The organism is Sphingomonas sp. MA1305, assembly GCF_016107325.1.
Classification (GTDB): Bacteria; Pseudomonadota; Alphaproteobacteria; order Sphingomonadales; family Sphingomonadaceae; genus Sphingomonas.
In genome coordinates this window covers 598,952-625,216 of the sequence record NZ_RCVT01000002.1, presented here as the reverse complement: position 1 = coordinate 625,216, position 26,265 = coordinate 598,952, and the positions used below count along the sequence as shown (strand labels likewise).

Below are 26,265 nucleotides of genomic sequence, written 5' to 3'. Positions count from 1 at the left end.
ATCGCGCAACACCGACCCGGCATGACGACGGGCGACCGACGCAGCCGGTCGCGGTGACCGGCAACGGACGGGCGGTGCAGCCGTGAAGATGTTCCCACATCCGACCCCGCAGCCCGTGCCCCAGCCGGCCGTGCCGCTGATCGACAATCCCTTTTCCCCCGAGATCGTCGCCAACGGCGTCTCCGGCCTGTCGGTGATCAACGGCATCGTCACGATCACGCTGGAGACGGTGCATTGCGACCACAGCAAGGCCGAGCCGCAGCTGGAGCGGGTCGTGGTCGGCCGCGTCGCCGCCTCGGTGCCCGCGGCGCAGGCGCTGATGACCGGCCTTTACCAATTCCTCGCCCAGCACGGGCTCAACCCGTTCCACGACGCCGGAGGCGCGACATGCCAGTAACCTATCTGCCGCTCGACCGCTTCCGCGCCCGCTCGCTCGCCGCCCCCGCGATCCGGGTCGTGCTGCATCCCGTCGCAGGCGCGGGCATGCCCGCAGGCCGTGTGATCGCGCGACCGGCTGTGGCGATGACCTGAGCCCAGCCAGCAAGACCGGCATCGGCGGTCATCCTGCCTGTCGGCCGGACGACCGCCGGGCGGCTCAGCCCTCGATCACATGCGGCACGAATCGTGCGGTGTTGCCGGTGATCAGGCCATCCTCGCGGATGCCGAGGCCGGCGGGCGCGCCATCGACGATCCAGCTGCCGATCACCGGGAAACAGCCCGGCGCCGGTTCGGGCAGCGGGTAAAGCGCCTGATAGACATAGCTCTGGTCGGCATAGGCGCCCGCTGCCTCGGCGACGACGCGACCGCCACGGCGGATCGAGACATTGGCGCCCTCGCGCGCGAGCAGCGGCTTGGCGACGGCATCGCCGTCCGGAATGTCGAAGCTCGCCGGCAGCAGATTGGGATGGCCGGGATTGAGCTGCCAGAGAGTCGGCAGGATCGCCTTGTTCGACCAGATCATCTTCCACACTGGCTCGATCCACAGCGTGCTGCCGGTGGCCAGGCTGTCGGCGAGTTGCGGCGCGAAGGCCTCGCGCGTCAGCCATTCCCAGGGATAGAGCTTGTACAGCGCCGCGATCGGCGCGTCGTCGGCATCGACGAAACGATGCGCGTCATGGTCCCAGCCGATGTCGTCGACGAGCAGCGGCACCGTCTCGATCCCTGCCGCCGCCGCCGTGTCGCGCAGATAGGCGACGGTCAGCGCGTCCTCGCCGCTATCCTCGTCGGCATGGGCGAAGTGGACGCGCGGCGGCAGATAGTCCGCCAGGTCGCGCCATTTGGCGACCAAAGCCTCATGCAGGCCGTTATATTGGCCGAGCGCGGGGAAGACCGCCTGTTTCCAGTCCCACTGGACCACCGCCGCCTCGAGCAGCGAGGTCGGCGTGTCGCAGTTGAACTCGAACAATTTGGGCGGCCCCGCGCCGTCATAGCCGAGGTCGAAGCGGCCGATGTTGAGCGCCGGCGGCTCGGCGGCCCAGGCGTCGCGGATCGGCTGGTGGAAGGCGGCCGGAATGTCGAACCGAGCAAGCAATGCGGGATCGGCGAGGATCGCGTCGCCGGCGGCGAGGAACAGGCGGTAGAGTTCGGCGGTCGCCGCCTCGATCGTGTCGATCTGCGCCGCCGTGAAGCGATAGTGGACGCTCTCGTCCCAATAGGGGCGGCCATCGGCGGTGTGCCAGATCAGCCCCTGCCCCTCGACGATCCGCTGCCAGTCGGCACGCGGCGGCTGGGCGAGGCGGATCACGACCGGCCGCCGCCGAAGAAGCGGCCGGCGCTGCCGAAGCCGCCCCGGCTGATCGCGGCGCTGCGCGTCACCGCGCTGCTCGCGGGTGCGAAGGCGTAGCGCGCCGACGGGCTGCGTGCGAACGAACCGCCGCTGGCCCGCTCGCCGAGATAGGGCAGACGCGCATTGCGGCCGAGGAAGTACCAGGCAAAGGCGTTCCCCGCGCCACCATGCGCATACGCCGTCCGGCGGCAATTGGCGTCGGCGACGCGGTTGCCCTGCGCATCGGTGCAGATCGCGGTGTCCTGCGCCGTGGTCCAGCCATTGTCCTTGGGCTGGCGGTCGCAGCCGCCCGCCAGCAAGGCGGCGGCAAGGGCGGTGGTGAGCTTCAGGTCCCTGTTCATATCTCTCCCCCTTTATCCTCCCCGCTGGCGGGGCGGATAGCTTAGCCCCCGTCATCCTCCGGCGGACCGTCCTCGCCGCGACGCGGATCGCGCGGTGGCGGCGGGCCGTCGCGGTCGCGGCGCGGAGTGATCGAGATGCTGCCGTCGCGATCGGTATTGAGGTCGATGCCCGCGCCGCGCAGCGCGCCCTGGACCTCGGGCAGCGTCCGGTCGAGCGCGCCGCCGATCAGATCGCCGACCGGGTCCTCGCTATTGTCGAGCACTTCCGGATCCATCGCATTCTCCTCGACGATCACCGGCTTCTCGACCGGGGCGATGCCGAGCGCCGCGACCATGAAGTTGCGCCAGATCTGCGCCGGAATGCCGCCGCCGTGCAAACCGGGGTTGGGCGAGCTGTCGTCGTTGCCGACCCAGACGCCGACCACCAGATCGCCGGCGAAGCCGATGAACCAGGCGTCGCGGTTGCTCTGGCTGGTGCCGGTCTTGCCATAGGCCGGGACGGTCAGCGCCGCCTCGCGCCCGGTGCCCCGCAGCGACGAGGACAGCAGGTCGAGCATCTTGGCGCGGGTGTCGTCGTCGAGCTTCTTCGCGCCGCCGGTCAGCGACTGGTACCAGCCCTTGTTCGCCGGCTCCTCCAGCCCGCGTGGCTCGACCGGATAGCGGCCCTGCGAGATGGCGGCATAAGCGGCGGTGAGTTCGAGCAGCGACACTTCGGAGGTGCCGAGGCCGATCGTCGCTTCGTTGGCGATCGGGGTGGAGATGCCGAGGTCGCGCGCCGCCTTGATGACGTTGCGCACGCCGACTTCCTGCGTCAGCCGTGCGGCGACGACGTTGGACGAGCGGGCGAAGGCCCGACGTAGCGGGATCTGGCCGAGATAGCGGCCATCGTCGTTCTTCGGCTTCCAGCCGGCGATCTCGACCGGCGAATCGTCCGCCATCGAATCGGGTGTCATGCCGGCGCGCATCGCGGCGAGGTAGACGAACAGCTTGAACGTCGATCCGGGCTGGCGCCGCGCCTGGGTGGCACGGTTGAACGGGCTCTTGCCGTAATCCTTGCCGCCGACCATCGCCACGACGCGGCCGTCGGGGCGCATGGCGACGATCGCCGCCTGCGCCTGGCGCAGACCCGCCTGGCGGATGACGCGCTCTGCGGTCTTCTGCAGCCGCAGGTCGAGCGTCGTCTTGACCGTCGCCTCGCTCTTCACCGCGCCAGCGCGATCGCGAGCCTCGGGCAGCACCCAATCGGCAAAATAGGTGCCGCTGGGCAATTGCTCCGGGCGGCTGGACAGCACGCGCTGCGGCTGCACCGCCGCGGCCTCGGCCTTGGTCAGGAAGCCGGCGTCGGCCATGGCCGCGACCACCACCATCTCGCGCTTCCTCGCGCCAGCCAGGTTGCTCGTCGGCGCCAGCCGCGACGGCGCCTTGACCAGGCCGGCGAGCATCGCCGCCTGGCCGATGTTCATGTCCTCCGGCTTGCGGCCGAAATAATGTTTCGACGCCGCGGTCAGGCCGTAGACGTTGTCGCCGAAATAGACGTTCGACAGATAGCGCGACAGGATCTGGTCCTTGGTCAGCCATGCCTCCAGCCAGAAGGAGATCATGACCTCGCGGATCTTGCGCGTCGCGGTGCGATCGGAATCGAGAAAGGCGTTCTTCGCCAGCTGCTGAGTGATCGTGCTGCCGCCCTCGCGCACCCCGCCCGAACCGACATTGTGGACGAAGGCGCGCAGGATGCCGCGCGGATCGATGCCCCAATGGCTGTAAAAGCGGCGATCCTCGATCGCCAGGAACGCCTGGGTGACGTGCTTGGGCAGCTTGGCCGCATCGACCGGCGCGCCGATGATCGCGCCGCGCCGCGCGATCGGCGTGTCGTCGTCCGCGGTCAGGGTGATCGACGGCGGCGTCGGCGGCTGCAGCGACTTGGACAAAGGCGCGGTCAGCGCCAGCCAGCCCACCGCGACGACGAACAGGACGATGAACGCCGCAAGCCCGCGCACCACCCAGCGGCCGATGCCGCGGTCGCGGCGGACCGGCGGCTCGACGGGATCGACGAAGGGTTCGCCGAAATGCCGATCCCAGCCGTCGGGATCGCGCGGCGGCGGCGGCGGCGGGGATGACGGCGGCAGGTCGTCCAGCGCATAACGCTGGCCGATCGCGCTGCGGCGCGGAGGGTCGACGGGGTCTTGACGCATCGGCTCGTCCCAGCGGTCAGCCATGAGGTGTATTACTATCCTAAAGCGGCTGAAGGCAAGGGTTCGCGCTGTTAACCGTGGCGCATTTACCGTGGCGGCGGCGCGAAGGCCAGAGCGGGACGCTGGCGCCGCGGCGGCGGCCACGCTATCTGCTCGGCCCATGGCCTCTACTTCCCCGCTCGTCGTCGGCATCGGCGGCACGGTCGGCAGCGTCTCGTCCACCGAGCGCGCGCTTCGCATCGCGCTCGACGCGGCCGCGCGCGAGGGCTTTGCGACGCAGCTGTTCGGCGGCGCCGATCTCGTCCGGCTGCCGCTCTACGATCCGCGCGCGACGACACGCACGCCGGACGAGATGGCGTTCGTCGACGCGGTGCGGCGCGCCTCGGCGGTGATCATCGCGAGTCCCGGCTACCACGGGTCGATCAGCGGCGTGGTCAAGAATGCGCTCGACCTGCTCGAGGAAACTTCGCGGGACGCGCGGCCGTATCTCGCCGACATGCCGGTCGGACTGATCGCCACCGCCTATGGCTGGCAGGCGACCGGATCGACGATCGCGGCGCTGCGCTCGATCGTCCATGCGCTGCGCGGCTGGCCGACGCCGTTCGCCGCGGCGATCAATACGCAGGTTACCAAATTCGACGAGGAGGGCGGCGCGAGCGACCCGGCGGTGGTCGAGCAACTCAGCCTGATCGGCCGGCAGGTCGCCCGCTTCGCGCCGCTGGCGACCGTCTGATCGGCTGATCGGCTGCGGCTAGCGGGACCGGAGCTCAGGCCAGCGCCACCGCGTCGTGGCGCTCCTCGCCGAGCAGCCCCTGCCGCTTGGCGACGATCGTCGGGATCAGCGCCTGTCCGGCGACGTTGACCGCGGTCCGCCCCATGTCGAGGATCGGGTCGATCGCCAGCAACAGCCCGGCGCCCTCCAGCGGCAGGCCGAGCGTCGACAGCGTCAGCGTCAGCATGACCAGCGCGCCGGTCAGCCCCGCCGTCGCCGCCGAGCCGAGCACCGACACCAGCACGATCAGCAGATAGTCGACGCCGTGCAGCGGAATGCCGTAATATTGCGCGACGAACAGCGCCGCGACCGCCGGATAGATGGCGGCACAGCCGTCCATCTTGGTCGTTGCGGCGAAGGGCACGGCAAAGGCCGCGTAGCTGCGCGGTACACCCAGCCGCTGCTCGACCACCTCTTCGGTGACCGGCAGGGTCGCGATCGAGGAGCGCGAAACGAAGCCCAATTGGATCGCCGGCCAAGCGGCGGCGAAGAAGCGCCGCGGGCTGATCCCGTTGGCCAGCATCAGCAGCGGGTAGACGACGAACAGGACGAGCGCGAGACCGATATAGACGGCGACCGCGAAGGTGCCGAGCGCCGACAGCGACTGCCAACCGTAGCGGACCACCGCGCTGCCGAGCAGCGCGCCGGTGCCGATCGGCGTCAGCCGTACCACCCAGCGCAGGATGCGCCGGAAGATCGCCAGGGCGGAGGCGTTGAAGGCGAGGAACGGCGCCCCCGGCTCGCCGACGCGCACCGCGGCGACGCCGATCGCGACCGCGGCGACGATCAGCTGCAGGACGTTGAACGACAATCTGGTCGTCGCGGCGCCGCCCTCGGCAACCGTCGTCGAGGCCTCCAGCGCGAAGATGTTGACCGGCACCAGCCCGCGCAGGAAGTCGAGCCACGACCCCGCCGTGTCCGGCCGCACCGCCGCCGCCGCGCTGACCCCGGCGTGCGCGCCGGGCTGCAGCACGGTGCCGAGCGTCAGGCCGATGCTGACCGCGATCAGCGCGCTGATCCCGAACCACAGGAACGTCCCCGCCACCAGCCGCGCGGCATTGTTGAGATCGCGCAGCGCCGCGATGGACGCCACGATGGCGGTGAAGACCAAAGGCACCACCAGGGCCTTCAGCAGCTGGACGAAGAGGTCGCCGACGATGCGCAGCCCCTCTGCCAGCCCGGGCGCGCCGGTCTGACGCGCGACGAAGCCGAGCGCGAGGCCGATGGCCATGCCGGCGAACACCTGGATCCCGAACGAGGGCAGGCGGCTGCGAACTGCGTCTGTCATCACGATCATCTAGGGTGGGGCGACCGGGAAACGACACAAGAAATGCTGGATGCCGGTAAAGATCGGGTCGCTTATCGTTCGCCTGCCGCGCCGCCGGGCAGCAAAAATCGGCGCCCATGCTGTCGATGGCCGCCGGACCTCGCTACAGGGCGCGGCGGGAAGGGCAGGACATGACGACATCGATGCAGCGGGCGGATCGCGGCTGGCTCAACGAGGCGGTGCGGCGGATCGAGGCCGACTACAACCGCTCGGCGGATACCCATCTGATCCGCGTCGAGCTGCCTAGGCATCCGGGCATCACGCTCTATCTGAAGGACGAGAGCAGCCATCCGACCGGCAGCCTGAAGCATCGGCTCGCCCGGTCGCTGTTCCTCTACGCCCTGTGCAATGCCTGGATCGGGCCGGACACGGTGGTGATCGAATCGTCGTCGGGATCGACCGCCGTGTCGGAAGCCTATTTCGCGCGGATGCTCGGCCTGCGCTTCATCGCCGTGGTGCCGGCGGCGACTGCGCCGCCCAAGCTGGCGGCGATCCGCTTCCAGGGCGGCGAGATCCACGCGGTCGACGATCCCCGCGACGTCTATGCCGCCGCGCACCGGCTCGCCGCCGACACCGGCGGCCATTACATGGACCAGTTCACCTATGCCGAGCGCGCCACCGACTGGCGCGGCAACAACAATATCGCCGAAAGCATCTTCGCGCAGATGCGCGAGGAGGAACATCCCGTCCCGTCGTGGATCGTCTGCGGCGCAGGCACCGGCGGCACCTCGGCGACGATCGGCCGCTTCCTCCGCTACCAGCGGCATGCGACCCGGCTGTGCGTCGCCGACCCGGCGGGATCGGTCTTCCACCGCCATTTCGCCGATCCGGCGGTGACGACGCTCGCCGATGGCGAAGGCAGCTGCATCGAGGGGATCGGCCGACCGCGCGTCGAGCCGAGCTTCGTCCGCCACGTCATCGACCGGATGATCGCGGTCGCCGATGCCGACAGCGTCGGCGCGATGCGCGCATTGAGCGCCACGCTCGGCCGTAGCGTCGGCGGATCGACCGGCACCAACCTGATCGCCTGTGCGCAGCTTGCCGATGCGATGCGCGACCGCGGCGAAGAGGGCAGCATCGTCACCTTGCTGTGCGACGGCGGCGACCGTTACGCCTGCACCTATTATGACGATGCCTGGCTGGCGCGGCACGGCCTTGATCACCGCCCGGCGGAAGCGGCGATGCGCGCCTTCCTCGGATCAACCGCATGAGCCGCCGCACCGCCTTCGCCGCGCTGATTCTCGCCGGCCTGTGCTGGAGCCTCGGCTTTCCGCTCGGCAAATTGGCGCTGCGCGAGACGACGCCGGCGCATATGGTGTTGCTCCGCTTCGCCGTCGCCGCGGTCGCGGCCCTGCCCTTCGTGCTCGGGCGTGAGGCGCGCGCGCTGTTCGCCTCGCCCGCGGTGCTGCTCGCCGGGTCGCTCTACGGCCTTGCCTTCCTGGTCCAGTTCGAGGGGCTGGCCCGGGTCAGCGTCACGCTCGCCGCGCTGCTCGTCGGCGCGATGCCGGCGCTGATCGCCGTGTCCGCGCGTCTGCTCGGCGAGCGGACCAGCGGCCTGAGCTGGGCGGGCGTGGCCGCCGCCACCGCGGGCGCGGCGCTGATCGCCGGCGATCCCGGCGGGGCGGGCTCGCTACTCGGCATATTGCTGTCGCTCGGCTCGCTGATCCTGTTCCTCGGCTGGTTCTATGCGTTGAAGGCGGCGCCGAGCGCGCGCCATCCGATGGCGATGCCGTCGGTCACCGTCGTCGTCGCCGCGCTGACCGTACTGCCGGTGTCGCTGGTCATGCACGGCGTGCCCCGGTTCGACCTGAGCGCCGCCGCCTGGGCGGGCATCGTCGGCCAAGGCCTGCTCGCCACCACCTTCGCCACCGCCGCCTGGCAGTTCGGATCGTCGCGGGTCGGCAGCGCCAGCGCCGGCGTGTTCATCAACATCGAGCCGTTGATGGGCGCGATCCTCGGCGTCGCGCTGTTCGGCGACCGGCTCACCGCCGCACTCGCCGGCGGCGGCGTGCTGATCATCCTGGGCAGTCTGGCGGTGGTGCTCGGCGAGGACCCCGCCACCCCGCACGACGCGCCGCCAACCGCCGCCTGACCGTCCCGCCATCGAGTCGGACTTCACCTCGATAAAGCTTTTCTTCCTATTCCCACTATTCCGATGGGATAACCTCCCGCGGCATGGCGAACCCGCTTCCTTTGCCTTCCCGTGCTTCGCTGGCGGGCGCGTCGATCAGCGACGCGGTGGCCGCGTTGGCGGCAGAACGCCAGGCATGGCGGGCGACCCAGCCGGAGGCGCGCGGCCAGGCCGCTTTCCCCTCGCTCGGCGCCATCGAGCGCGTCGTCACCTTGCTGTCGGAAGCACTCTATCCGCGTCGTCTCGGCCAGCTGCGCGGCAGTCCGGCGGAGGAGGATCGCTTCGTCGCGGCACGGATCACCGCCGCCTTCGCCGAACTGGAGCGGGAGATCGCGCACGAACTCGCCTATTGGCAGGCGGAATCGCAGGCGCGCTTCGATCCGGACCAACCCGCGACGATCGTGCGCCTGTTCGCAGCGCAGCTCGGCGATATCCGCCGTCTGGTCGACAGCGACATCGCCGCCGCCTTCGTCGGCGACCCGGCGGCGCGTAGCACCGACGAAATCCTGCTCTGCTATCCCGGTGCGATCGCCAGCCTGCACCACCGGCTGGCGCATCAGCTGCATGATCTCGGCGCGCCGATCGTCGCGCGGCTGATCTCCGAGCTCGCCAATGCGCGCACCGGTATCGACATCCACCCCGGCGCGACGATCGGCGAACGCTTCTTCATCGACCATGGCACCGGTGTGGTGATCGGCGAGACCGCGATCATCGGCGACCGGGTGCGGCTCTACCAGCATGTCACGCTGGGCGCGCGCACTCCGCTCGGCCTGGCGAGCGACGGGCCGCGCACCCGCTTCGCCCGCCATCCGATCGTCGGCGACGATGTCGTCATCTATGCCGGTGCGACGATCCTCGGTCGGGTCACGATCGGCACCGGCGCGACGATCGGCGGCAACGTCTGGCTCTTGTCCGACGTCCCCGCCGGCGCGGTGGTGACCCAGCCGGAGGCCCATGTCCTGCCCGCGGGCGCCGCCCATGCGCTGCGCGACGAACTGGCGGGGGCGTGATGGGCCGACGCGCCAAGCCCTTGATCGGCATCCTGTGCTGCAACGAAGATGCCGGCCGCCCGGTGCAGACGGTGGCGAGTCGCTTCGTCCGGCCGCTCGCCGATCTGGCGGACGCCAACGTGCTGCTGGTGCCGGCGCTGCCCGAGGCGGTCGATGCCGATGCGCTCGCCGCGATCCTCGACGGGCTGCTGCTGACCGGATCGCGCTCGCATGTCGCGCCGTCGCATTATGGCGGACCGGCGCTGGCCGACGATGCGCGCAGCGACCCCGGCCGCGACGCGGTGGCACTGACCCTCGCGGACCGGATGATCGAGGCCGGCAAACCCGTGTTCGGCATCTGCCGCGGTCTGCAGGAGATCAACGTGCTGTTCGGCGGCTCGCTGGCGCCGACGGCGCGGCATCATGCCGGCTCGTGGGACGGCGATTACGCCGCATTGTTCGGCCACGGCCATGACGTCGATCTGGCCACGGCGGGCCGTCTTGCCGATGCGACGGGGGCAACCCGGCTGCGCGTCAATTCGGTGCACCAGCAGGGGATCGACCGACTCGGCGGCGGCTTGTCGGTCGAGGCGACGGGCGCCGACGACGGGCTGGTCGAGGCGGTATCCGCCTCGCCCTGCGGCGGCGCAGTGCTCGGCGTGCAATGGCACCCGGAATGGGATGTCGCGCGCTCGCCCGCCAGCCGCGCCTTTTTCACCCTGCTCGGCGCGACCGTGCGCGGGGCACCTTTTCACCATGGAGAAGCCTAAATGAACTTCCGTATCGCCCTGCCGCTCGTCGCCGCTGCCGCGCTTGGCCTGTCGGCCTGTCACAAGCAGGACGTCGCCAACAACAGCGCCGCTGCCGACGAGACGCTGACCCTCAATGACGAGGGCGTGGCGGACAACAGCTATGACGCGATCGGCGCCGGCAATCTCGACGCGCCGGCCGACAATGCCCTGACGCCGGTCGACGGCGCTCCCGCCGCCGGTAACGGCGCGACCGGCAACGCGCTCTGATCCGTATCCGAGACACGCCTGGATAGCTCCCTAGGCGTCACCTGGCGGTCCGGTGTGCTGGCACCGGGCCGCCTTTTTCGTCAGGCGCCCCGATCCGACACGCCGGACGGGGCGCTTCCGCCTGCCCGACCCCGTCTCTATATCGCGCGCGATGGATCCCCTCCCCACCCTGCAACGCGTCTTCGGTTTCCCCGCTTTTCGAGGGGTGCAGGACGCCGTGGTCAGCCGCGTGCTGGCCGGCGAGCGGACGCTGGGCGTGATGCCGACCGGCGCGGGCAAGTCGCTCTGCTACCAATTGCCGGCGGTGATGCTGGAGGGCACCTGCGTCGTGGTCAGCCCGTTGATCGCGCTGATGCACGACCAGTTGCGCAGCGCGCAGGCGGTCGGCATCCGCGCCGGGACGCTGACCAGCGCCGACGACAATCGCGCCGACACCATCGCCCGCTTCCGCGCCGGCGAGCTCGACCTGCTCTATGTGGCGCCGGAACGCGCCTCGTCCGGTCATTTCCGCGAGCTGCTGGGCCAGGCGAAGCTCAGCCTGTTCGCGATCGACGAGGCGCATTGCGTCAGCGAATGGGGCCACGACTTCCGCCCCGATTACCGCCTGCTCGAACCGCTGATGGATGCCTTCCCCGACGTGCCGCGGCTGGCGCTGACCGCGACCGCCGACGCGCATACCCGCGCCGACATCCTGCAGCAGCTCGGCATCCCGCGCGACGGGCTGATCGTCAGCGGCTTCGACCGGCCCAACATCCGCTACAATATCACCCCCAAGGCGAACACCAACAAGCAGATCGCCGATTTGATCGCGGCGACGCCCGGCCCCGGCATCGTCTACGCCCAGACCCGCGCCGCGACCGAGAAGCTGGCGGAGGCGCTGGCCCGCACCGGCCGCCCGACGCGGGCCTATCACGCCGGTCTGGAACCGCACATCCGCGCCAGGAACCAGGCCGATTTCGTCGCGTCGGAAGATATGGTGATCTGTGCCACGGTCGCCTTCGGCATGGGCATCGACAAGCCCGACGTCCGCTTCGTCGCGCATGCCGGCCTGCCCAAGTCGATCGAGGCCTATTATCAGGAGACCGGCCGGGCGGGGCGCGACGGCGATCCCGCGGTCGCCCATCTGTTCTGGGGGGCGGAGGATTTCGCCCGCGCCCGCCAGCGAATCGGCGAGGTCGAGCCCGAGCGGCAGGCCGGCGAGCGCACGCGACTCGCGGCCCTGGGCGCCCTGGTCGAGACGGCCGGCTGCCGCCGACGCATATTGCTGAAGCATTTCGGCGAGGAGCGCAGCGAGGATTGCGGCAATTGCGACAATTGCCTGGGCTCGCCGGACGCCGTCGATGCCACGGAAACCGCCCAGAAATTCCTGTCGGCGGTGTTCCGTACCGGCCAGATGTTCGGCGCCGGCTATATCGAGCAGGTGCTGCTCGGCCAGTCGACCGAGCGCAGCCTGATGAACGGGCACGAGGCGCTGTCGGTCTGGGGCATCGTCGACGGCGAGGAAGCGGCGCTGCTCAAGCCGGTGCACCGGGCTTTGCTGTTGCGCGATGCGCTGCGCACCAATGCGCACGGCGGACTGGAATTCGGTCCCGGCGCGCGGGGACTGCTCAAAGGGGGCGAGCGGCTGTCGCTGGTCGTTCCGCCCAAGCGCGTCCGCTCGCGCAAGCGCGGTGAGGCGCCGGCTACCGCCAATCCCGCGGATCATCCGCTGTTCGAGGCGCTGCGCGCTCGCCGGCGCGATCTCGCCAAGGAGGCGGGGGTGCCGCCCTATGTCATTTTCCACGATTCGGTGCTGCGCGACATGGCGGCGCAGCGACCGGCGAGTCGCGCCGCACTGGCGCTGCTGTCGGGGATCGGCGCGCGCAAGCTCGACGCCTATGGCGAGGCCTTTCTGGAGGTGATCCGCGACGCGGCGTGACGGTCCTGTCAAATCAGTTAACGGATCATCCAATTTGGGCTGACGCTCCTCCACCGATCGCGTAAAGCGCTCGCATGGCCGATATCCGCACCATCAACGACCGTATCAGCGTGGCGCCACAGATCGCCCCCGACGACCTCGCCGCGATCAGGGCGGCCGGCTTTGTCGCGATCGTCAATAATCGTCCCGACGAGGAAGAGGCGGGTCAGCCGTCGGGCGAGGCGATCCGCGTCGCTGCCGAGGCGCAGGGCCTGGCCTATACGGCGATCCCCGTGACCCACGCCGGCTTCTCGCACCCGCAGCTCGATGCCATGGCAGCGGCGCTGGTCGCGGCCGATGGCCCGGTGCTCGCCTATTGCCGGTCGGGGACGCGCAGCTGCAACCTCTGGGCGCTCGCCGCCGCCAAGGCCGGGCGCGACCCAGAGGTGCTGGTCCAGCAGGCGCGCGCCGCCGGCTACGACCTCGGCGGCCTGCGTCCGACACTCGACGCGCTCGCCGCCGCGGCCGACGAGGCGCCGCCGCAGGCATGACCGTCGCCGCACTGCCGATCGCCGTCGCCGGGGCAGGCGCCGCGGTGCCGGTGCTGATCCTCGCGGTCTGGGCGCTGCGCCGCAACCGGCCCGGCCGCATCGCCGCGCCGGAGGATGCCGCGACCGCGGCGGAGGCCGCGCTGCCCGGCTTCGCGACCCGCGGTGCGGTGGTCGGTGCCGATGGCGGCGGTGCGCTGGCGGTCGATGTCTACGGGCGGGTCGCGGTGATGCGCCGGTTCGGCGGCCGGATCGTCGTGCGCGAGGTCGGCTGGGGGCAGCTCCGCTCGACATTGGACGGGATCATGGTCGAAACGGGCGATCGCACGCTCGGCACCGTCGCGGTCGCCGGGGTGGATGCGCTCGACATCCGCCGCCTCGCCCCGGCCGACGTCCGCAAGGGCTGATCGCCGACGTCGCGACCGTGGTGCGCGTCCGGGTGACGCGCCGCGATCGGTCAAGCTGCCGACACGCAAAAAAAGACCCGGTGCGTTGCCGCACCGGGCCAGGTCGTCCGCAGGAGGAACGTCGTGGGGTGCGGGGCCTTGGCGCCCCGCTCCCGATCAGTTGTAGGCGCGCTCGCCATGCTCGCCGAGGTCGAGGCCTTCCTGCTCGACTTCGGGAGCGACGCGCAGGCCGGTCAGTGCCTTGGCGATGGTGATCGCGATCACCGTGCCGATCGCCGCCCAGATGATCGTCGTCGCGACCGCCTCGACCTGGACGAGCAGCTTGGCGCCCATCGCATAGTCCGCCGCGCCCGGACCGCCGAGCGACGGGGCGTAGACGATGCCGGTGCCGATCGCGCCGATCATGCCGCCGATGCCGTGCACGCCGAAGGCGTCGAGCGCGTCGTCATAGCCGAGCTTCGGCTTCAGCACCGAGACGGCAAAGAAGCAGACCACCGAGGCGACCGCGCCGAGCACGATCGCGCCGAACGGGCCCGAATTGCCCGCCGCCGGCGTCACCGCGACCAGGCCGGCGACGATGCCCGAGCAGAAGCCGAGCGCCGAGCCCTTGTGGCCGCGCACCCGCTCGACCAGCATCCAGAACAGGCCGCCGCTGGCGGTCGCGACGAAGGTGTTGATCATCGCGAGGCCGGCCGAGCCATTGGCCTCCAGCGCCGACCCCGCGTTGAAGCCGAACCAGCCGACCCACAGCAGGCCGGTGCCGACGCCGGTCAGGGTGAGCGAGTGCGGCGGCATCGGCGTGGTCGGATAGCCCATCCGCTTGCCGAGCATCAGCGAGGCGACCAGCGCCGATACACCGGCGTTGATGTGCACCACCGTGCCGCCGGCGAAATCGAGCGCCCCCGCCTTGAAGAACAGGCCCGACGATGCCCACACCATGTGCGCGATCGGAAAATAGACGATGGTCAGCCAGACGGCGCCGAACGCCATCACCGCGCTGAACTTCATCCGCTCGACCACCGATCCCAGCACCAGCGCGACGGTGATCGCGGCAAAGGTCATCTGGAAGCAGACGAAGACATATTCCGGGATCTCGACCCCGGCGGTGAAGGTCGCCGACTGCGAGGCGGCGGTGACGCCCTTGAGGAACGCCTTGTCGAAGCTGGCGATGAAATTGGTCAGGACGCCGCCGCCGGCGAAATCCGGGCCGAAGGCCATCGAATAGCCGTACATCACCCAGATCAGCATCGCGAGACAGGCGACCGCGCCGATCTGCGTCATCGTCGACAGCATGTTCTTGGCGCGGGTGAGGCCGCCGTAGAACAGGGCCAGGCCGGGCAGGATCATCATCATCACCAGCACCGTGCTGGTCATCATCCAGGCGGTGTCGCCCTTGTTGACCACACCGGCAGGTGCGGCGGGCGGCGCCTGCAGCGGCGCGGTCTGCGCCCAGGCGGGCAGAGCGGCGAACGCCACGGCACACAGCCCCGCGACACCGGCGTATTTGATCGCTTGCTTCATTGCTCCCCCCATCATCACAGCGCCGAATCGTCGGTTTCGCCGGTGCGGATGCGCACCGCCTGACCGACGTCGAGCACGAAGATCTTGCCGTCGCCGATCGCGCCGGTGTTGGCGGAAGCCTGGATCGCCTCCACCACCCGGTCGGCGAGCGAGGCGGCGCAGACCACCTCGATCTTGATCTTGGGCACCATGTTGGTGCTGTATTCCGCGCCGCGGTAGATTTCGGTCTGCCCCTTCTGACGGCCGAAGCCCTTGACCTCGGTGACCGTCATGCCCGCGACGCCGAGCGTGGTGAGCGCTTCCCTCACCTCGTCCAGCTTGAACGGCTTGATGATCGCAATGACCAGCTTCATCCGCGCCCCCTCGTTTAACCCATGGCGAAACATCGCAAGCCCCGTGCCAACCGGCTGCAAGAGGGCGAAAACGGGCGGTGGACGAAGGAAGGGATCGTTACGCGATCAAAATAGATGCATCGTCATGAAGCTGCCCGAAAATCAGGCAGGGGGCAGTGTGGCGAGCAGCGCCTGGGCGCGCGCCAGATCCTCGGAATCGACCATGACGCGCACTGGGATCAGCAGCCAGCTGCCGTCGGCAACACTCGACCCGCCATCGAAGGCGACGGCGTCGATCCCCTCCGCCTCTAGCCGGCCGACTACCATATGCGCCTCGTTGCGGCTGTAGCGGCCGAGCTCGACGATCATCGCGGACTCATTCTCACGCCGCCGTGCCGCCCACCGTCAGCCCCTCGACCAGCAGGGTCGGCTGGCCGACGCCGGCGGGGACGCTCTGTCCGCCCTTGCCGCACATGCCGACGCCTTCGTCGAGCGCGAAGTCGTCGCCGATGCCGGTGACCCGGGTCAGCACGGTCGGGCCGTCGCCGATCAGCGTCGCGCCCTTGATCGGCGCGCCCAGCTTGCCGTCTTCGATCAGATAGGCCTCGGTGCAGCTGAACACGAACTTGCCCGAAACGATGTCGACCTGGCCGCCGCCGAACGACTTGGCGAAGATGCCCTTCTTCACCCGGCCCATCAGCTCGGCGGGATCGTCGCGGCCCGCCTTCATGAAGGTGTTGGTCATCCGCGGCATCGGCGCATGCGCGAAGCTTTCGCGGCGGCCATTGCCGGTGGCGGGCACGCCCATCAGCCGCGCGTTGAGCCGGTCCTGCATATAGCCTTTCAGGATGCCGTCCTCGATCAGCACCGTCTCGCGCGTCGGCGTGCCCTCGTCGTCGATCGACAGCGAGCCGCGGCGGTCGGGCAGCGAGCCGTCGTCGACAATGGTGATGCCGGGCGCGGCGACCCGCTCGCCGATCCGGCCGGAAAAGGCGCTGGTGCCCTTGCGGTTGAAATCACCCTCTAGCCCATGGCCGATCGCCTCGTGCAGCAGCACGCCGGGCCAGCCCGAGCCGAGCAGCACGGTCATCTCGCCGGCCGGGGCCGCGACCGATTCGAGATTGACCAGCGCCTGCGCCAGCGCCTCGTCGATCGCGCGGTTCCAGGTCGCCTCCTCGAACAGCCGGTCATACAGGTAGCGGCCGCCGATCCCGAAGCTGCCCGTCTCGCGCCGGCCGTTGCTCTCCGCGACGATCGACACGTTGAGCCGCACCAGCGGCCGCACGTCGGTGGCGACGAAGCCGTCGGGGCGGACGATCTCGACCACGCTCCAGCTGCCCGACAGGCCGACGGAGACCTGCGCGACGCGCGGATCGCGGGCCCGCGCGGCGGCATCGATCGCCTGGCACAGATTGACCTTGTCGGCGAAGGGGACGAGGTCGAGCGGATCGCTGTCGGTGTAGAGGCGATGGTTGGTGCCCTGCGGCGCCGGCGCCTTCGCCGCCTGTGACGGATCGATCAGCGCCATCGTCTGCGCGGCGCGCTTGATCGCCGCCTCGCTCAGCTCGTTGGCATGGGCGAAGGCGGTCATCTCGCCCGACACGGCGCGCAGGCCGAACCCCGCGCCGGTATCGTAGCTTGCCGTCTTCAGCCGGCCGTCGTCGAAGCCGAATGCTTCCGACCGGCGGTATTGCAGATAGAGTTCGCCATCGTCGGCGCGGCCGAGCGCATCGGCGGTCAGCCGCTGCGCGCCCTCGGGGCTGAGCTGGTCACGGTAGAGGAACGAGCGAGGATCGGCGGATACGGTCATGCCCGCCAATATAGGCGCCCGATCCGCGGGGGCTAGTTAGCGCGGGCTGGCGCCTTCCGAAATATCCGGCAGCGACGCCGGGTCGACGCCATCGGCGGGGCCGCCGATCAGCACGAAGCGGCGATCGCAATAGCCGCAGTCGATATAGCCATGCTCGTCGATCTGCAGGAAGACGCGCGGATGGCCGAGCGCCGCTCCACCGGGAATGTCGGTGGCGCCATCGCAGGCGACGCGACGTTGGGAGACACGGACGACTTCGGGCGGCGGAACCATGCCGCGGGCGATAGCGCGTTCCGGCCCGGCCCCGCAAGACCTTCGGCGTCTTCCGGCCAGCCCGTCCACCCAGCGCCTTCCACCGTGCCACCGATGCGCCTATGCGCTGCTGTCATGACCGACGCCGCCATCAGCATCCGCGATCTCTGCAAGACCTATTCCGGGATCAAGGGCGCGCCCGGCAAGCGTGCGCTCGACGGCGTCACCTTCGACGTGCCGCGGGGCCAGATCTTCGGCCTGCTCGGTCCCAACGGCGCCGGCAAGTCGACGCTGATCAACATCCTGGCCGGGCTGGTCAACAAGACCAGCGGTTCGGCGAGCATCTGGGGCTTCGACATCGACGCGCATCCGCGCAACGCCAAGGCGTCGATCGGCATCGTCAACCAGGAGATCCTGTTCGATCCGTTCTTCACGCCGGTCGAGACGCTGGAGATCCAGGCGGGGCTGTACGGCGTGCCGAAAGCCGAACGCAAGAGCCTCGACCTGCTCCGTGCGGTGCATCTGGAGGACAAGGCGAACGCCTATGCCCGCACCCTGTCGGGCGGCATGAAGCGGCGGCTGATGGTCGCCAAGGCGATGGTCCATTCGCCGCCGGTGCTCGTCCTCGACGAGCCGACCGCGGGCGTCGACATCCAGCTGCGCCAGCAACTCTGGGCCTATGTCCGCGAGCTCAACCAGGCCGGCGTGACGGTGGTGCTGACCACGCACTATCTCGAGGAAGCCGAGGAATTGTGCGACCGCATCGCGATCATCAACCAGGGCCGCCTCGTCGCCAACGAGCCGACCCGCGAGCTGGTCGGCAAGGCGCAGGAGAAATTGGTCGCGGTGACGGTCGACCGCGATCTGAGCGAGGCGCCGACCGCCGCCTGTTTCGAGAAGATCGTGCTGAAGGGCACGCGGACGCTGGAGATCACCTACAGCAAGGACAAGGTCAATGCGGGCGAGGTGCTCGCCGCGGTGACCCGCGAGGGCCTGGGCATCGTCGACGTGACGACGCGCGAGGCAGATCTGGAGGACGTGTTCCTCAGCCTGACCCGGTCGAACGGGTGATGGTCGATAGCGGCGGATGCCCTTGCCGCTGCCGTCAGACGGCATGTCGTCTTCTCCCCGTTCGAACACCGGAGTTGATGTCGTGACCACGGCTGCCTCTCCCTCCGACGTCCTGATCGTCGGTTCCGGCGCGGCGGGGCTGACCGCGGCGCTGACGCTGGCGGAGCGGTTCCGCGTCACCGTGCTCGCCAAGGGCGCGCTCAACGAGGGATCGACCGCCTGGGCGCAGGGCGGGATCGCCGCGGTGCTGGAGCCCGGCGACACGTTCGACAACCATGTCGAGGATACGATGGTCGCCGGCGCCGGGCTCAACGACCGTGAGGTCGTCGAATTCGTCGTCGGCGCGGCGCCGGCGGCGATCGCGCGGCTGCAACAGCTCGGCGTGCCCTTTGCGATGGACGGCAACGCCCTCCACCTGACCCGCGAGGGCGGCCACAGCCACCGCCGCATCGTCCATGTCGCCGACGCGACCGGATGGGCGGTGCAGGAGGCGCTGCAGAAGGCGGCCGAAGCCCATCCCAACATCACCCTCGTCCCCGATCAGGTCGCGATCGACCTGGCTACCAGCCGGCACGAGGAACGCTATTCCGGTGCCGGCAATGTCTGGGGCGTCTATGCGGTCGACCGGCGGACGGGCACCGTCAACCTCTACACCGCGCGCGCGACGATCCTCGCCACCGGCGGCGCGGGGCGCACCTATCTCTTTTCCACCGCGCCGCGCGGCGCGACCGGCGACGGCATCGCCATGGCATGGCGGGCGGGCTGTCGCGTCTCGAACATGGAGATGATGCAGTTCCACCCGACCTGCCTCTACAATCTCGAGGTCAAGAACTTCCTGATCACCGAGGCGGTGCGTGGCGAGGGCGGCCGGCTGATCAACCCGGTCACCGGCAAGCGCTTCATGACCTATTATGACGCGGAGCGGATGGAGCTGGCGCCACGCGATGTGGTGGCGCGCGCGATCGATGCCGAGATCAAGCGCTATGGGCTCGACTATGTCCATCTCGACATCAGCCACATGCCGCCCGATTTCGTGCGCGGCCATTTCCCGAACATCTACGATAAGCTGATCGGGCTGGGCATCGACATGACCCGCGCTCCGATCCCGGTGGTGCCGGCGCAGCATTACACCTGCGGCGGCATCGTCATCGATCGCGACGGGCGTACCGACCTGCCCGGTCTCTATGCGGCGGGCGAATGTACCGAGAGCGGGCTGCACGGCGCCAATCGACTGGCCTCCAATTCGCTGCTCGAATGCTTCGTGTTCGGCGAGGCCTGCGCCGATCATATCGCCGCGCATTGGGACAGCCTGCCGCCGGTGCCGGTGATCCGGCCGTGGGACGAGAGCCGCGTGACCGATTCGGATGAAGAGGTGGTGATCAAGCAGAACTGGACCGAGATCCGCCGCTTCATGTGGAATTACGTCGGCATCGTCCGCACCACCAAGCGGCTGGAGCGGGCGCAGCATCGGATCACCATGCTGACCGAGGAGGTGGCGGACTATTACGGGCACTTCCGGGTAACGCCGGACCTGATCGAGTTGCGCAACCTGCTGCAGACCGCCGAGCTGATCGTGCGCTCGGCGCTGCGCCGGCACGAAAGCCGCGGGTTGCACTATACGCGCGATTGGCCCGAGATGCTGCCGGAGGCGGTGGACACGGTGCTGGTGCCGTAAGCCCGCAGACACAGGCGTCATCCCCGCGAACGCGGGGATCCAGACGCGCAGGTCCGCGCAACGACCGGAACGTCAGCGTCTCTGGATTCCCGCCTTGACGGGAATGACAGTGTAGAGAGCGAGCACCTTATCCCGTCACCTCCTTGAACAATTGCCGCGCCGTGTCGGCGATCACCTGCGCCGCACCGCGGTCGCCCTTCGCCATCGACGACAGGAACGCCTTCGCCTGTTGCAGCGTGACATGCGGCGGCAGCGGCGCGACATTGGGATCGGTCTTGACCTCGAGGATCACTGGCCGGTCCGCCGCCAGCGCCGTGTCCCAGGCATCGGCGAGGTCCTCCGGCCGGTCGACGAAGATGCCTTTCAGCCCGATCAGCTCGGCGAACTTGGCATAGGGCACGTCGGGCAGGTCCTGCGTCGTCTCGAAGCGTGGATTGCCCTCCATCACCCGCTGTTCCCAGGTCACTTCGTTGAGATCCTGGTTGTTGAACACGCAGACGACGAAGCGCGGGTCGGCCCAACGCCGCCAGTATTTCTGCACCGTGATCATCTCGGCGAGGTTGTTCATCTGCATCGCGCCGTCGCCCACCAGCGCCACCACCGGCCGGCTCGGGTGGGCGAACTTGGCCGCGATCGCATAGGGCACCGCCGCCCCCATTGAGGCGAGCCCGCCCGACAGCGACGAACGTTGGCCGCGCTTCACCTTGAAGTCGCGCGCATACCAATTGGCGCAGCTGCCCGAATCGGAGGTGACGATCGCGTCGGCGGGCAGGCGTGGCGACATGTCCCAGACAACGCGCTGCGGGTTGACCGGATTGGCGGCGGCGTGCGCCCGCTCCTCCAGCACCTGCCACCAGTGCGCGACTCCCGTTTCGATACGCTCGCGCCAGCTGCGGTCGCCCTTGGCGGCGATCAGCGGGATCAGCGCTGCCAGCGTCTCCTGCGCGCCACCGTGCAGCGGCACGTCCGCCGGATAGCGCAGCGACAACATGCCCGCGTCGATATCGATCTGCACGCATTTTGCCTGGCCGTCGGGCGGCAGAAACTCCGCCCAGGGAAAGCCAGTGCCGATCATCAGCAGCGTGTCGCACCCCGCCATCATGTCCGACGACGGCTTGGTGCCGAGCAGGCCGATCGCGCCGGTGACGAAGGGCAGCTCGTCGGGCAGCACGTCCTTGCCGAGCAGCGCCTTGGCGACGCCGGCGCCGAGCAGGTCGGCGATCCGCACGACCTCGTCCGCCGCATCGCGTGCGCCGGCGCCGATCAGGATCGCGACCTTCTTGCCGGCATTGAGCAGGTCGGCGGCGCGGCGCAGCTCCATATCCTGCGGAACGATGCGCGGCCGCACATAGCCGGGCCCCGAGCGGGTGAAGCCGTGCGCGACCTCGGGCTCGCTATAGGGCTGGTCCTGCACGTCCTTGGGCAGCACCACCACGCCGACGCCGTTGCGGGCGACCGCGGTGCGGATCGACCGGTCAGTGACGTGGCGGACCTGCGCCGGCGCCGCGACCTCCTGCACGTAATCGGCGACGTCGGCGAAGATGCGGTCGAGGTTGAGCTCCTGCTGGTAGCTGGCGCCGCGCACCGTCACCTCCGCCTGGCCGGCGATCGCGAATACCGGGACATGGTCGAGCTTGGCGTCGTACAGGCCGGTGAGCAGATGCGTCGCGCCGGGGCCGCCGGTCGACAGGCAGACGCCGATCTCGCCGGTGAATTTGGCATGGGCGCTGGCCATGAAGGCCGCCATCTCCTCGTGGCGGACCTGGATGAACTCGATGCCGTCCCCTGCCGTCTCGGCGCGCTGCAGGGCGCCGAGCACGCCGTTGATGCCGTCACCGGAATAGCCGTAGATACGGGTCACGCCCCACGCCTTGAGGCGCTGCACGAAGAAGTCGCTGGTCATCGTCGCCATGGCGCATGTCCTTCAATTTGAAGCTGGATGTCGCGCCCAACGGGTGCGGCGGCGCTATGTTGCGTGACAAAGGCGACAGCGGTCCGCCGACGCGGCTCGCCGCGCCGCAGCGGCGGCTCGTCGCAGGGGCGCTACGCTATGGTATCGCCCGCCCGGTGAGCGGATAAGGATCGCTGCGTCCTTCCTCGCATGGGCTAGTATCGTACCCTCATGATATCGACCGGCCGTGCGGCCCGCCTCCTCGCCCTTGCCTCCCTCGCCGCCCTGCCGGGGTGCGGGTCCAACTCGCGGCCCGGCGGCAGCAGCATGGCGCCGGTCCCGTCGGCGCCGGTCAGCGTGTCGATCCCGATCCCCGCTGCCGCCCCGCCAGCCCGGCGGGTCGCACCGGCGCAACTGGTCCAGGCGGTGGAGCGGATCGCCGCCGGCTTCGAGGGCAAGTTCGGCATCGCGATTCGGGGCGTGGATGAGGGCTGGACCGTCGCATCGCCCGGCGCGCGGACACGGATGCCGCAGCAGTCGGTAAGCAAATTGTGGGTGGCGATGACGCTGCTCGACCTGCGCGACCAGGGCAAGGCGCGGCTCGACGATCCGATCGTGGTGCGGCCCGAGGATCTGACCCTGTTCCACCAGCCGATCGCGATGCTGGTCAAGGGCGACGGCTATCATACCACCGTCGGCGAATTGCTGCGCCGCGCGCTGACGATGAGCGATAATACCGCCAACGACCGGCTGCTGACCTATGTCGGCGGTCCCGCGGCGGTGCGCGCGATGATCGAGCGCAAGCGGCTGGGCGACATCCGCTTCGGCCCCGGCGAGCGCTTGCTCCAGTCGCGCACCGCCGGCCTGGTCTGGAACCAGGCGACCATGTCCAAGGGCAATGGCTTCGAACTCGCCCGCTCGCGCCTGTCGCCCGAGGTGCGCGCCGCGGCGCTCGATGCCTATGTCAACGATCCGCCCGACGGCGCGGCGCCGCTGGCGATCGCCGACGCGCTCGCCCGGCTGGCGCGCGGCGAGCTATTCACCGAGACGTCGACGCGCATCCTGCTCGACACGATGGGGGCGTCGATCACCGGCCGCGCGCGATTGCGGTCGGCATTGCCCGCCGGCTGGCAGATCGCGCACAAGACGGGCACGGGACAGGACCTCGGCAGCCGCAACGCCGGCTTCAACGACGTCGGCCTGCTCACCGCGCCCGACGGCCGCCGCTATGCGATCGCGGTGATGATCGGCGACAGTCGCCGTCCGATCCGCGAGCGGCAGGAACTGATCGCGTCGGTGGCGCGCGCGGTGGCCGATTATGCGGATGGAAGGCGGGGGTGAGCACTGCCCCTCCCGCTCGCGGGAGGGAGCGTAAGCGACACGAAGGACACAGTGTCGCCACATCCGTGCCGCAACCGTTAGGATTACGTTGGCCCCCTCTCCCCGATCCGCTAAGCGGCAGGGACGATGCCCCATCTCTATCTCGTCGACGGCTCGGGCTATATCTTCCGCGCCTATCACCGGCTGCCGCCGCTGACCAACAAACATGGCGAGCCGGTGGGCGCCGTCTATGGCTATACGACGATGCTGTGGCGGCTTGCCGACGACCTGCACAAGGCGGACGGGCCGACGCACATGGCGGTCATCCTCGACAAATCGTCGTCGACCTTCCGCAACCAGATGTACGACCAGTACAAGGCGCATCGGCCGCCGCCGCCGGAGGATCTGGTCCCGCAATTCCCGATGATCCGCGACGCGACGCGCGCCTTTTCGCTGCCGTGCATCGAGGAGGAAGGCTGGGAGGCGGACGACCTGATCGCCAGCTATACCAAGGCGGCGCTGGCGCAGGGCTGGCAGGTGACGATCGTCAGTTCCGACAAGGACCTGATGCAGCTGATGACCGATCCGTCGGTCGATATGCTCGACACGATGAACAACCGCCGGCTCGGGCCGGAGGCGGTGGTCGAGAAGTTCGGCGTCGGGCCGGAGAAGCTGGGCGACGTGCTGGCGCTGATGGGCGACAGCGTCGACAACGTGCCGGGCGTCCCCGGCGTCGGGCCGAAGACCGCGGCCAAGCTGATCCTGGAACATGGCGATGTCGAAGGCGTGCTCGCCGCCGCGGCGTCCGACACGTTCAAGAAGGGCAAGCTGCGCGAGAACCTGATCGAACATGCCGACAAGGCGCGGCTGAGCCGCAAGCTGGTCGAGCTCGCCTGCGACGTGCCGCTCGAGCATCCGCTCGAGGAACTGGCGATGCAGGGCATTCCGGACGCGCCGCTGCGTGCCTTCCTGGAGCATCACGGCTTCAAGTCGCTGCTGTCGCGGCTCGGCCAGGTCGCCGATGCGCCGGTCGAGGAAACGACCGACGCGCCGTTCGAGGAAGACCCGCCGTGCGATCACGACGGCTATGAAACGGTGGTAGACGAGGCGGCGCTGGACCGGTGGATCACCGTCGCCCGCCATCAGGGCTGGGTCGCGATCGACACCGAGACGACCGGCACCGACGCGACCCGCGCCAGGCTGGTCGGCGTCAGCCTGGCGCTGGCCGCCAATCTCGCCTGCTACATCCCGCTCGGCCATGGCGGCAGCGACCTGTTCGGCGAGACGCCGGTGCAGCTCGACCGCACGCTCGCGCTGACCAAGCTGAAGGCGCTGTGCGAGGATCCGTCGGTGCTCAAGATCGGCCACAACCTCAAATACGACATGACCGTGCTCAGCCTGTGCGACGAGGTCGGCGGCATCACGGTCGCGCCGCACGATGACACGATCGTAATGAGCTTCGACCTCGACGCCGGGCTGCACGGCCACGGCATGGACGAACTCGCCGCGACGCATCTGTCGCACAGCTGCATCGCCTTCAAGGACGTGGTCGGCACGGGCAAGTCGCAGCGCGGCTTCCACGAGGTCGATCTCAAGGCCGCGACCCGCTACGCCGCCGAGGATGCGGACGTCACCTATCGCTTGTGGAAGCGGTTCAAGGCGCGGTTGCCCGTCGAGGGGTCGACCCGCGTCTACGAGATGGTCGACCGGCCGCTGGTGCCGGTGATCGCGCGGATGGAGACGCGCGGGATCAAGGTCGACCGTGAGCGACTGTCCGGCCTGTCGGCGGAATTCAGCGGCCAGATCGGCGAATTGGAGACGGTGATCCACGGCATCGCCGGCGCGCCGTTCACGATCGGCAGCCCCAAGCAATTGGGCGACGTGCTGTTCGAGCGGATGGGGATCAAGGGCGGCCGCAAGGGCAAGTCCGGCGTCTATTCGACCGACGTCACCGAGCTGGAGCGGATCGCCGCCGACAAGGATTCGCCGGGCGCGGACATCGCCGCGCGCGTGCTGGAATGGCGCCAGCTGACCAAGCTCAAGAACACCTATACCGACGCGCTGCAGGAGGAGATCAATCCGGCGACGGGGCGGGTGCACACCAGCTATAGCCTGACCGGTGCGCAGACCGGCCGGCTGTCGTCGACCGAGCCCAACCTCCAGAACATCCCGATCCGTACCGAGGTCGGCCGCCAGATCCGCGACGCCTTCGTCGCGGAGCCGGGCAACGTCATCCTCGCCGCCGACTATTCGCAGATCGAGCTGCGCCTCGCCGCGCATATGGCGGACGTGCCGCAGCTGCGCGACGCCTTCGCGCGCGGCGACGACATCCACAGCCTGACCGCCCAGGAATTGTTCGGCGAGGTGACGCGCGACACGCGGGCGAAGGCCAAGACGATCAACTTCGCGATCCTCTACGGCATCAGCCGCTGGGGTCTGGCGGGACGGCTGGATATCGGTGCCGACGAGGCGCAGGCGATGATCGACCGCTATTTCGAGCGATTCCCCGGCATCAACCGCTACATCGCCGAAACGCTGACGCAGGTTCGCGAGCGCGGCTTCACCACGACGCTGTTCGGGCGCAAGACGCACTTTCCGCGGATCAAGTCGCGGGTGCAGCACGAGCGCCAGGGCGCCGAGCGTGCCGCGATCAACGCGCCGATCCAGGGGACCAGCGCCGACATCATCAAGCGCGCGATGGTGCGGATGGAACCGGCACTCGCCGCGGCGGGCCTGCCGAACGTGCAGATGCTGCTGCAGGTGCACGACGAACTGGTTTTCGAGTTGCCGGAGGGCGACGTCGCGGCGGCGCGACCGGTGATCGAGCGGGTGATGGCGACCGCGGCGGAGCCGGCCGTAACGCTGACCGTGCCGCTGGGCATCGAGATCGGCGTCGGCGCGAGCTGGGGAGCGGCGCATTGATCGCTGCCGTTTCGCAATCCCCCTCACCATTCCCACTCGCCGGCAGTGAGCGAGCCCCTTCC

General features: G+C 69.4%; 25 protein-coding genes. 15 read left to right on the top strand and 10 right to left on the bottom strand.

All coding sequences use genetic code 11. The features are described from left to right. Nucleotides 1–115: 115 nt before the first annotated feature. Nucleotides 116–397, top strand: coding sequence for a hypothetical protein (locus D9601_RS10895; protein ID WP_332837976.1), 282 nt, complete (start codon nt 116–118; stop codon nt 395–397). Further along, nucleotides 388–531, top strand: a complete 144-nt coding sequence (locus D9601_RS10890; RefSeq protein WP_198354032.1) for a hypothetical protein — start codon at nt 388–390, stop codon at nt 529–531. The genes D9601_RS10895 and D9601_RS10890 overlap by 10 nt, the downstream gene beginning before the upstream one ends. A 64-nt stretch (nt 532–595) precedes the next feature. Here the strand turns inward: D9601_RS10890 and D9601_RS10885 are convergent, their stop codons facing one another. Genes D9601_RS10885 through D9601_RS10875 form a run of 3 tightly spaced genes read right to left on the bottom strand, consistent with a single transcriptional unit; the run spans nt 596 to nt 4,343 of the window. Then, entirely contained in the window at nt 596–1,744 is a 1,149-nt protein-coding gene (locus tag D9601_RS10885) for a glutathionylspermidine synthase family protein (RefSeq protein ID WP_198354031.1), read from the bottom strand. After that, a complete protein-coding gene (locus D9601_RS10880; RefSeq protein ID WP_198354030.1) occupies nt 1,741–2,127 on the bottom strand; it encodes a hypothetical protein in 387 nt (128 codons plus the stop codon). Before D9601_RS10880 ends, D9601_RS10885 begins: the two co-directional genes overlap by 4 nt. A gap of 41 nt (nt 2,128–2,168) precedes the next feature. Then, a complete protein-coding gene (locus D9601_RS10875) occupies nt 2,169–4,343 on the bottom strand; it encodes a transglycosylase domain-containing protein (protein WP_198354029.1) in 2,175 nt (724 codons plus the stop codon). A gap of 136 nt (nt 4,344–4,479) precedes the next feature. Here D9601_RS10875 and D9601_RS10870 point away from each other — a divergent pair, with 136 nt between their 5' ends. After that, entirely contained in the window at nt 4,480–5,052 is a 573-nt protein-coding gene (locus D9601_RS10870; RefSeq protein WP_198354028.1) for an NADPH-dependent FMN reductase, read from the top strand. A gap of 34 nt (nt 5,053–5,086) precedes the next feature. On the opposite strand, the gene D9601_RS10865 is transcribed toward D9601_RS10870, so the two are convergent. Beyond that, entirely contained in the window at nt 5,087–6,379 is a 1,293-nt protein-coding gene (locus D9601_RS10865; RefSeq protein ID WP_198354027.1) for a dicarboxylate/amino acid:cation symporter, read from the bottom strand. A 170-nt stretch (nt 6,380–6,549) separates the two neighbouring features. Here D9601_RS10865 and D9601_RS10860 point away from each other — a divergent pair, with 170 nt between their 5' ends. The 8 genes from D9601_RS10860 (at nt 6,550) to D9601_RS10825 (ending at nt 13,409) form a co-directional block, all read left to right on the top strand. Beyond that, nucleotides 6,550–7,629, top strand: a complete 1,080-nt coding sequence (locus D9601_RS10860; RefSeq protein ID WP_232474049.1) for a PLP-dependent cysteine synthase family protein — start codon at nt 6,550–6,552, stop codon at nt 7,627–7,629. Then, entirely contained in the window at nt 7,626–8,510 is an 885-nt protein-coding gene (locus tag D9601_RS10855; RefSeq protein WP_198354026.1) for a DMT family transporter, read from the top strand. Before D9601_RS10860 ends, D9601_RS10855 begins: the two co-directional genes overlap by 4 nt. 83 nt (nt 8,511–8,593) lie before the next feature. Then, nucleotides 8,594–9,559, top strand: coding sequence for a serine O-acetyltransferase EpsC (gene epsC / locus D9601_RS10850; RefSeq protein WP_198354025.1), 966 nt, complete (start codon nt 8,594–8,596; stop codon nt 9,557–9,559). Further along, nucleotides 9,559–10,308 carry a gamma-glutamyl-gamma-aminobutyrate hydrolase family protein gene (locus D9601_RS10845; RefSeq protein WP_198354462.1) on the top strand — a complete coding sequence of 250 codons (750 nt, stop codon included), beginning with the start codon at nt 9,559–9,561 and terminating at the stop codon, nt 10,306–10,308. The genes epsC and D9601_RS10845 overlap by 1 nt, the downstream gene beginning before the upstream one ends. Further along, nucleotides 10,309–10,557: a hypothetical protein gene (locus tag D9601_RS10840; protein ID WP_198354024.1), complete on the top strand. Its 249-nt coding sequence runs from the start codon at nt 10,309–10,311 to the stop codon at nt 10,555–10,557. It abuts the gene before it with no gap. Between the two features lie 151 nt (nt 10,558–10,708). Continuing rightward, the gene (gene recQ, locus D9601_RS10835; protein ID WP_198354023.1) at nt 10,709–12,475 is read left to right on the top strand and encodes a DNA helicase RecQ; all 1,767 of its coding nucleotides are present in this window, start codon (nt 10,709–10,711) and stop codon (nt 12,473–12,475) included. Nucleotides 12,476–12,549: 74 nt separating this feature from the next. Next, the gene (locus tag D9601_RS10830) at nt 12,550–13,005 is read left to right on the top strand and encodes a TIGR01244 family sulfur transferase (protein WP_198354022.1); all 456 of its coding nucleotides are present in this window, start codon (nt 12,550–12,552) and stop codon (nt 13,003–13,005) included. Continuing rightward, the gene (locus D9601_RS10825) at nt 13,002–13,409 is read left to right on the top strand and encodes a hypothetical protein (protein WP_198354021.1); all 408 of its coding nucleotides are present in this window, start codon (nt 13,002–13,004) and stop codon (nt 13,407–13,409) included. Before D9601_RS10830 ends, D9601_RS10825 begins: the two co-directional genes overlap by 4 nt. A 156-nt stretch (nt 13,410–13,565) precedes the next feature. Here the strand turns inward: D9601_RS10825 and D9601_RS10820 are convergent, their stop codons facing one another. From D9601_RS10820 to D9601_RS10800, 5 genes are all read right to left on the bottom strand, one after another. Continuing rightward, nucleotides 13,566–14,930 (bottom strand): ammonium transporter, encoded by a 1,365-nt coding sequence (locus D9601_RS10820; protein WP_198354020.1) that lies wholly within the window; start codon nt 14,928–14,930, stop codon nt 13,566–13,568. 14 nt (nt 14,931–14,944) lie between these two features. Beyond that, nucleotides 14,945–15,283: a P-II family nitrogen regulator gene (locus tag D9601_RS10815; RefSeq protein WP_198354019.1), complete on the bottom strand. Its 339-nt coding sequence runs from the start codon at nt 15,281–15,283 to the stop codon at nt 14,945–14,947. 141 nt (nt 15,284–15,424) lie between these two features. Then, nucleotides 15,425–15,631 (bottom strand): putative signal transducing protein, encoded by a 207-nt coding sequence (locus D9601_RS10810; protein WP_198354018.1) that lies wholly within the window; start codon nt 15,629–15,631, stop codon nt 15,425–15,427. A gap of 13 nt (nt 15,632–15,644) precedes the next feature. After that, on the bottom strand, nt 15,645–17,072 hold the full coding sequence (gene tldD / locus D9601_RS10805; RefSeq protein WP_198354017.1) for a metalloprotease TldD: 1,428 nt from the start codon (nt 17,070–17,072) through the stop codon (nt 15,645–15,647). Between the two features lie 36 nt (nt 17,073–17,108). Then, nucleotides 17,109–17,345: a zinc-finger domain-containing protein gene (locus tag D9601_RS10800; RefSeq protein ID WP_198354016.1), complete on the bottom strand. Its 237-nt coding sequence runs from the start codon at nt 17,343–17,345 to the stop codon at nt 17,109–17,111. 114 nt (nt 17,346–17,459) lie between these two features. On the opposite strand from D9601_RS10800, the gene D9601_RS10795 reads away from it, so the two are divergent. Together D9601_RS10795 and nadB are read left to right on the top strand one after the other, a co-directional pair. Continuing rightward, complete coding sequence (locus D9601_RS10795) at nt 17,460–18,395, top strand: ABC transporter ATP-binding protein (protein ID WP_198354015.1); 936 nt, start codon at nt 17,460–17,462, stop codon at nt 18,393–18,395. A 43-nt stretch (nt 18,396–18,438) separates the two neighbouring features. Then, nucleotides 18,439–20,070 carry an L-aspartate oxidase gene (nadB, locus tag D9601_RS10790; protein ID WP_198354014.1) on the top strand — a complete coding sequence of 544 codons (1,632 nt, stop codon included), beginning with the start codon at nt 18,439–18,441 and terminating at the stop codon, nt 20,068–20,070. 127 nt (nt 20,071–20,197) lie between these two features. On the opposite strand, the gene D9601_RS10785 is transcribed toward nadB, so the two are convergent. Then, nucleotides 20,198–21,982 (bottom strand): thiamine pyrophosphate-requiring protein, encoded by a 1,785-nt coding sequence (locus tag D9601_RS10785; RefSeq protein ID WP_198354013.1) that lies wholly within the window; start codon nt 21,980–21,982, stop codon nt 20,198–20,200. 210 nt (nt 21,983–22,192) lie between these two features. Here D9601_RS10785 and D9601_RS10780 point away from each other — a divergent pair, with 210 nt between their 5' ends. Next, the gene (locus D9601_RS10780; protein ID WP_198354012.1) at nt 22,193–23,302 is read left to right on the top strand and encodes a serine hydrolase; all 1,110 of its coding nucleotides are present in this window, start codon (nt 22,193–22,195) and stop codon (nt 23,300–23,302) included. A 126-nt stretch (nt 23,303–23,428) separates the two neighbouring features. After that, entirely contained in the window at nt 23,429–26,203 is a 2,775-nt protein-coding gene (polA, locus tag D9601_RS10775; RefSeq protein ID WP_198354011.1) for a DNA polymerase I, read from the top strand. The last annotated feature ends 62 nt before the right edge of the window (nt 26,204–26,265 follow it).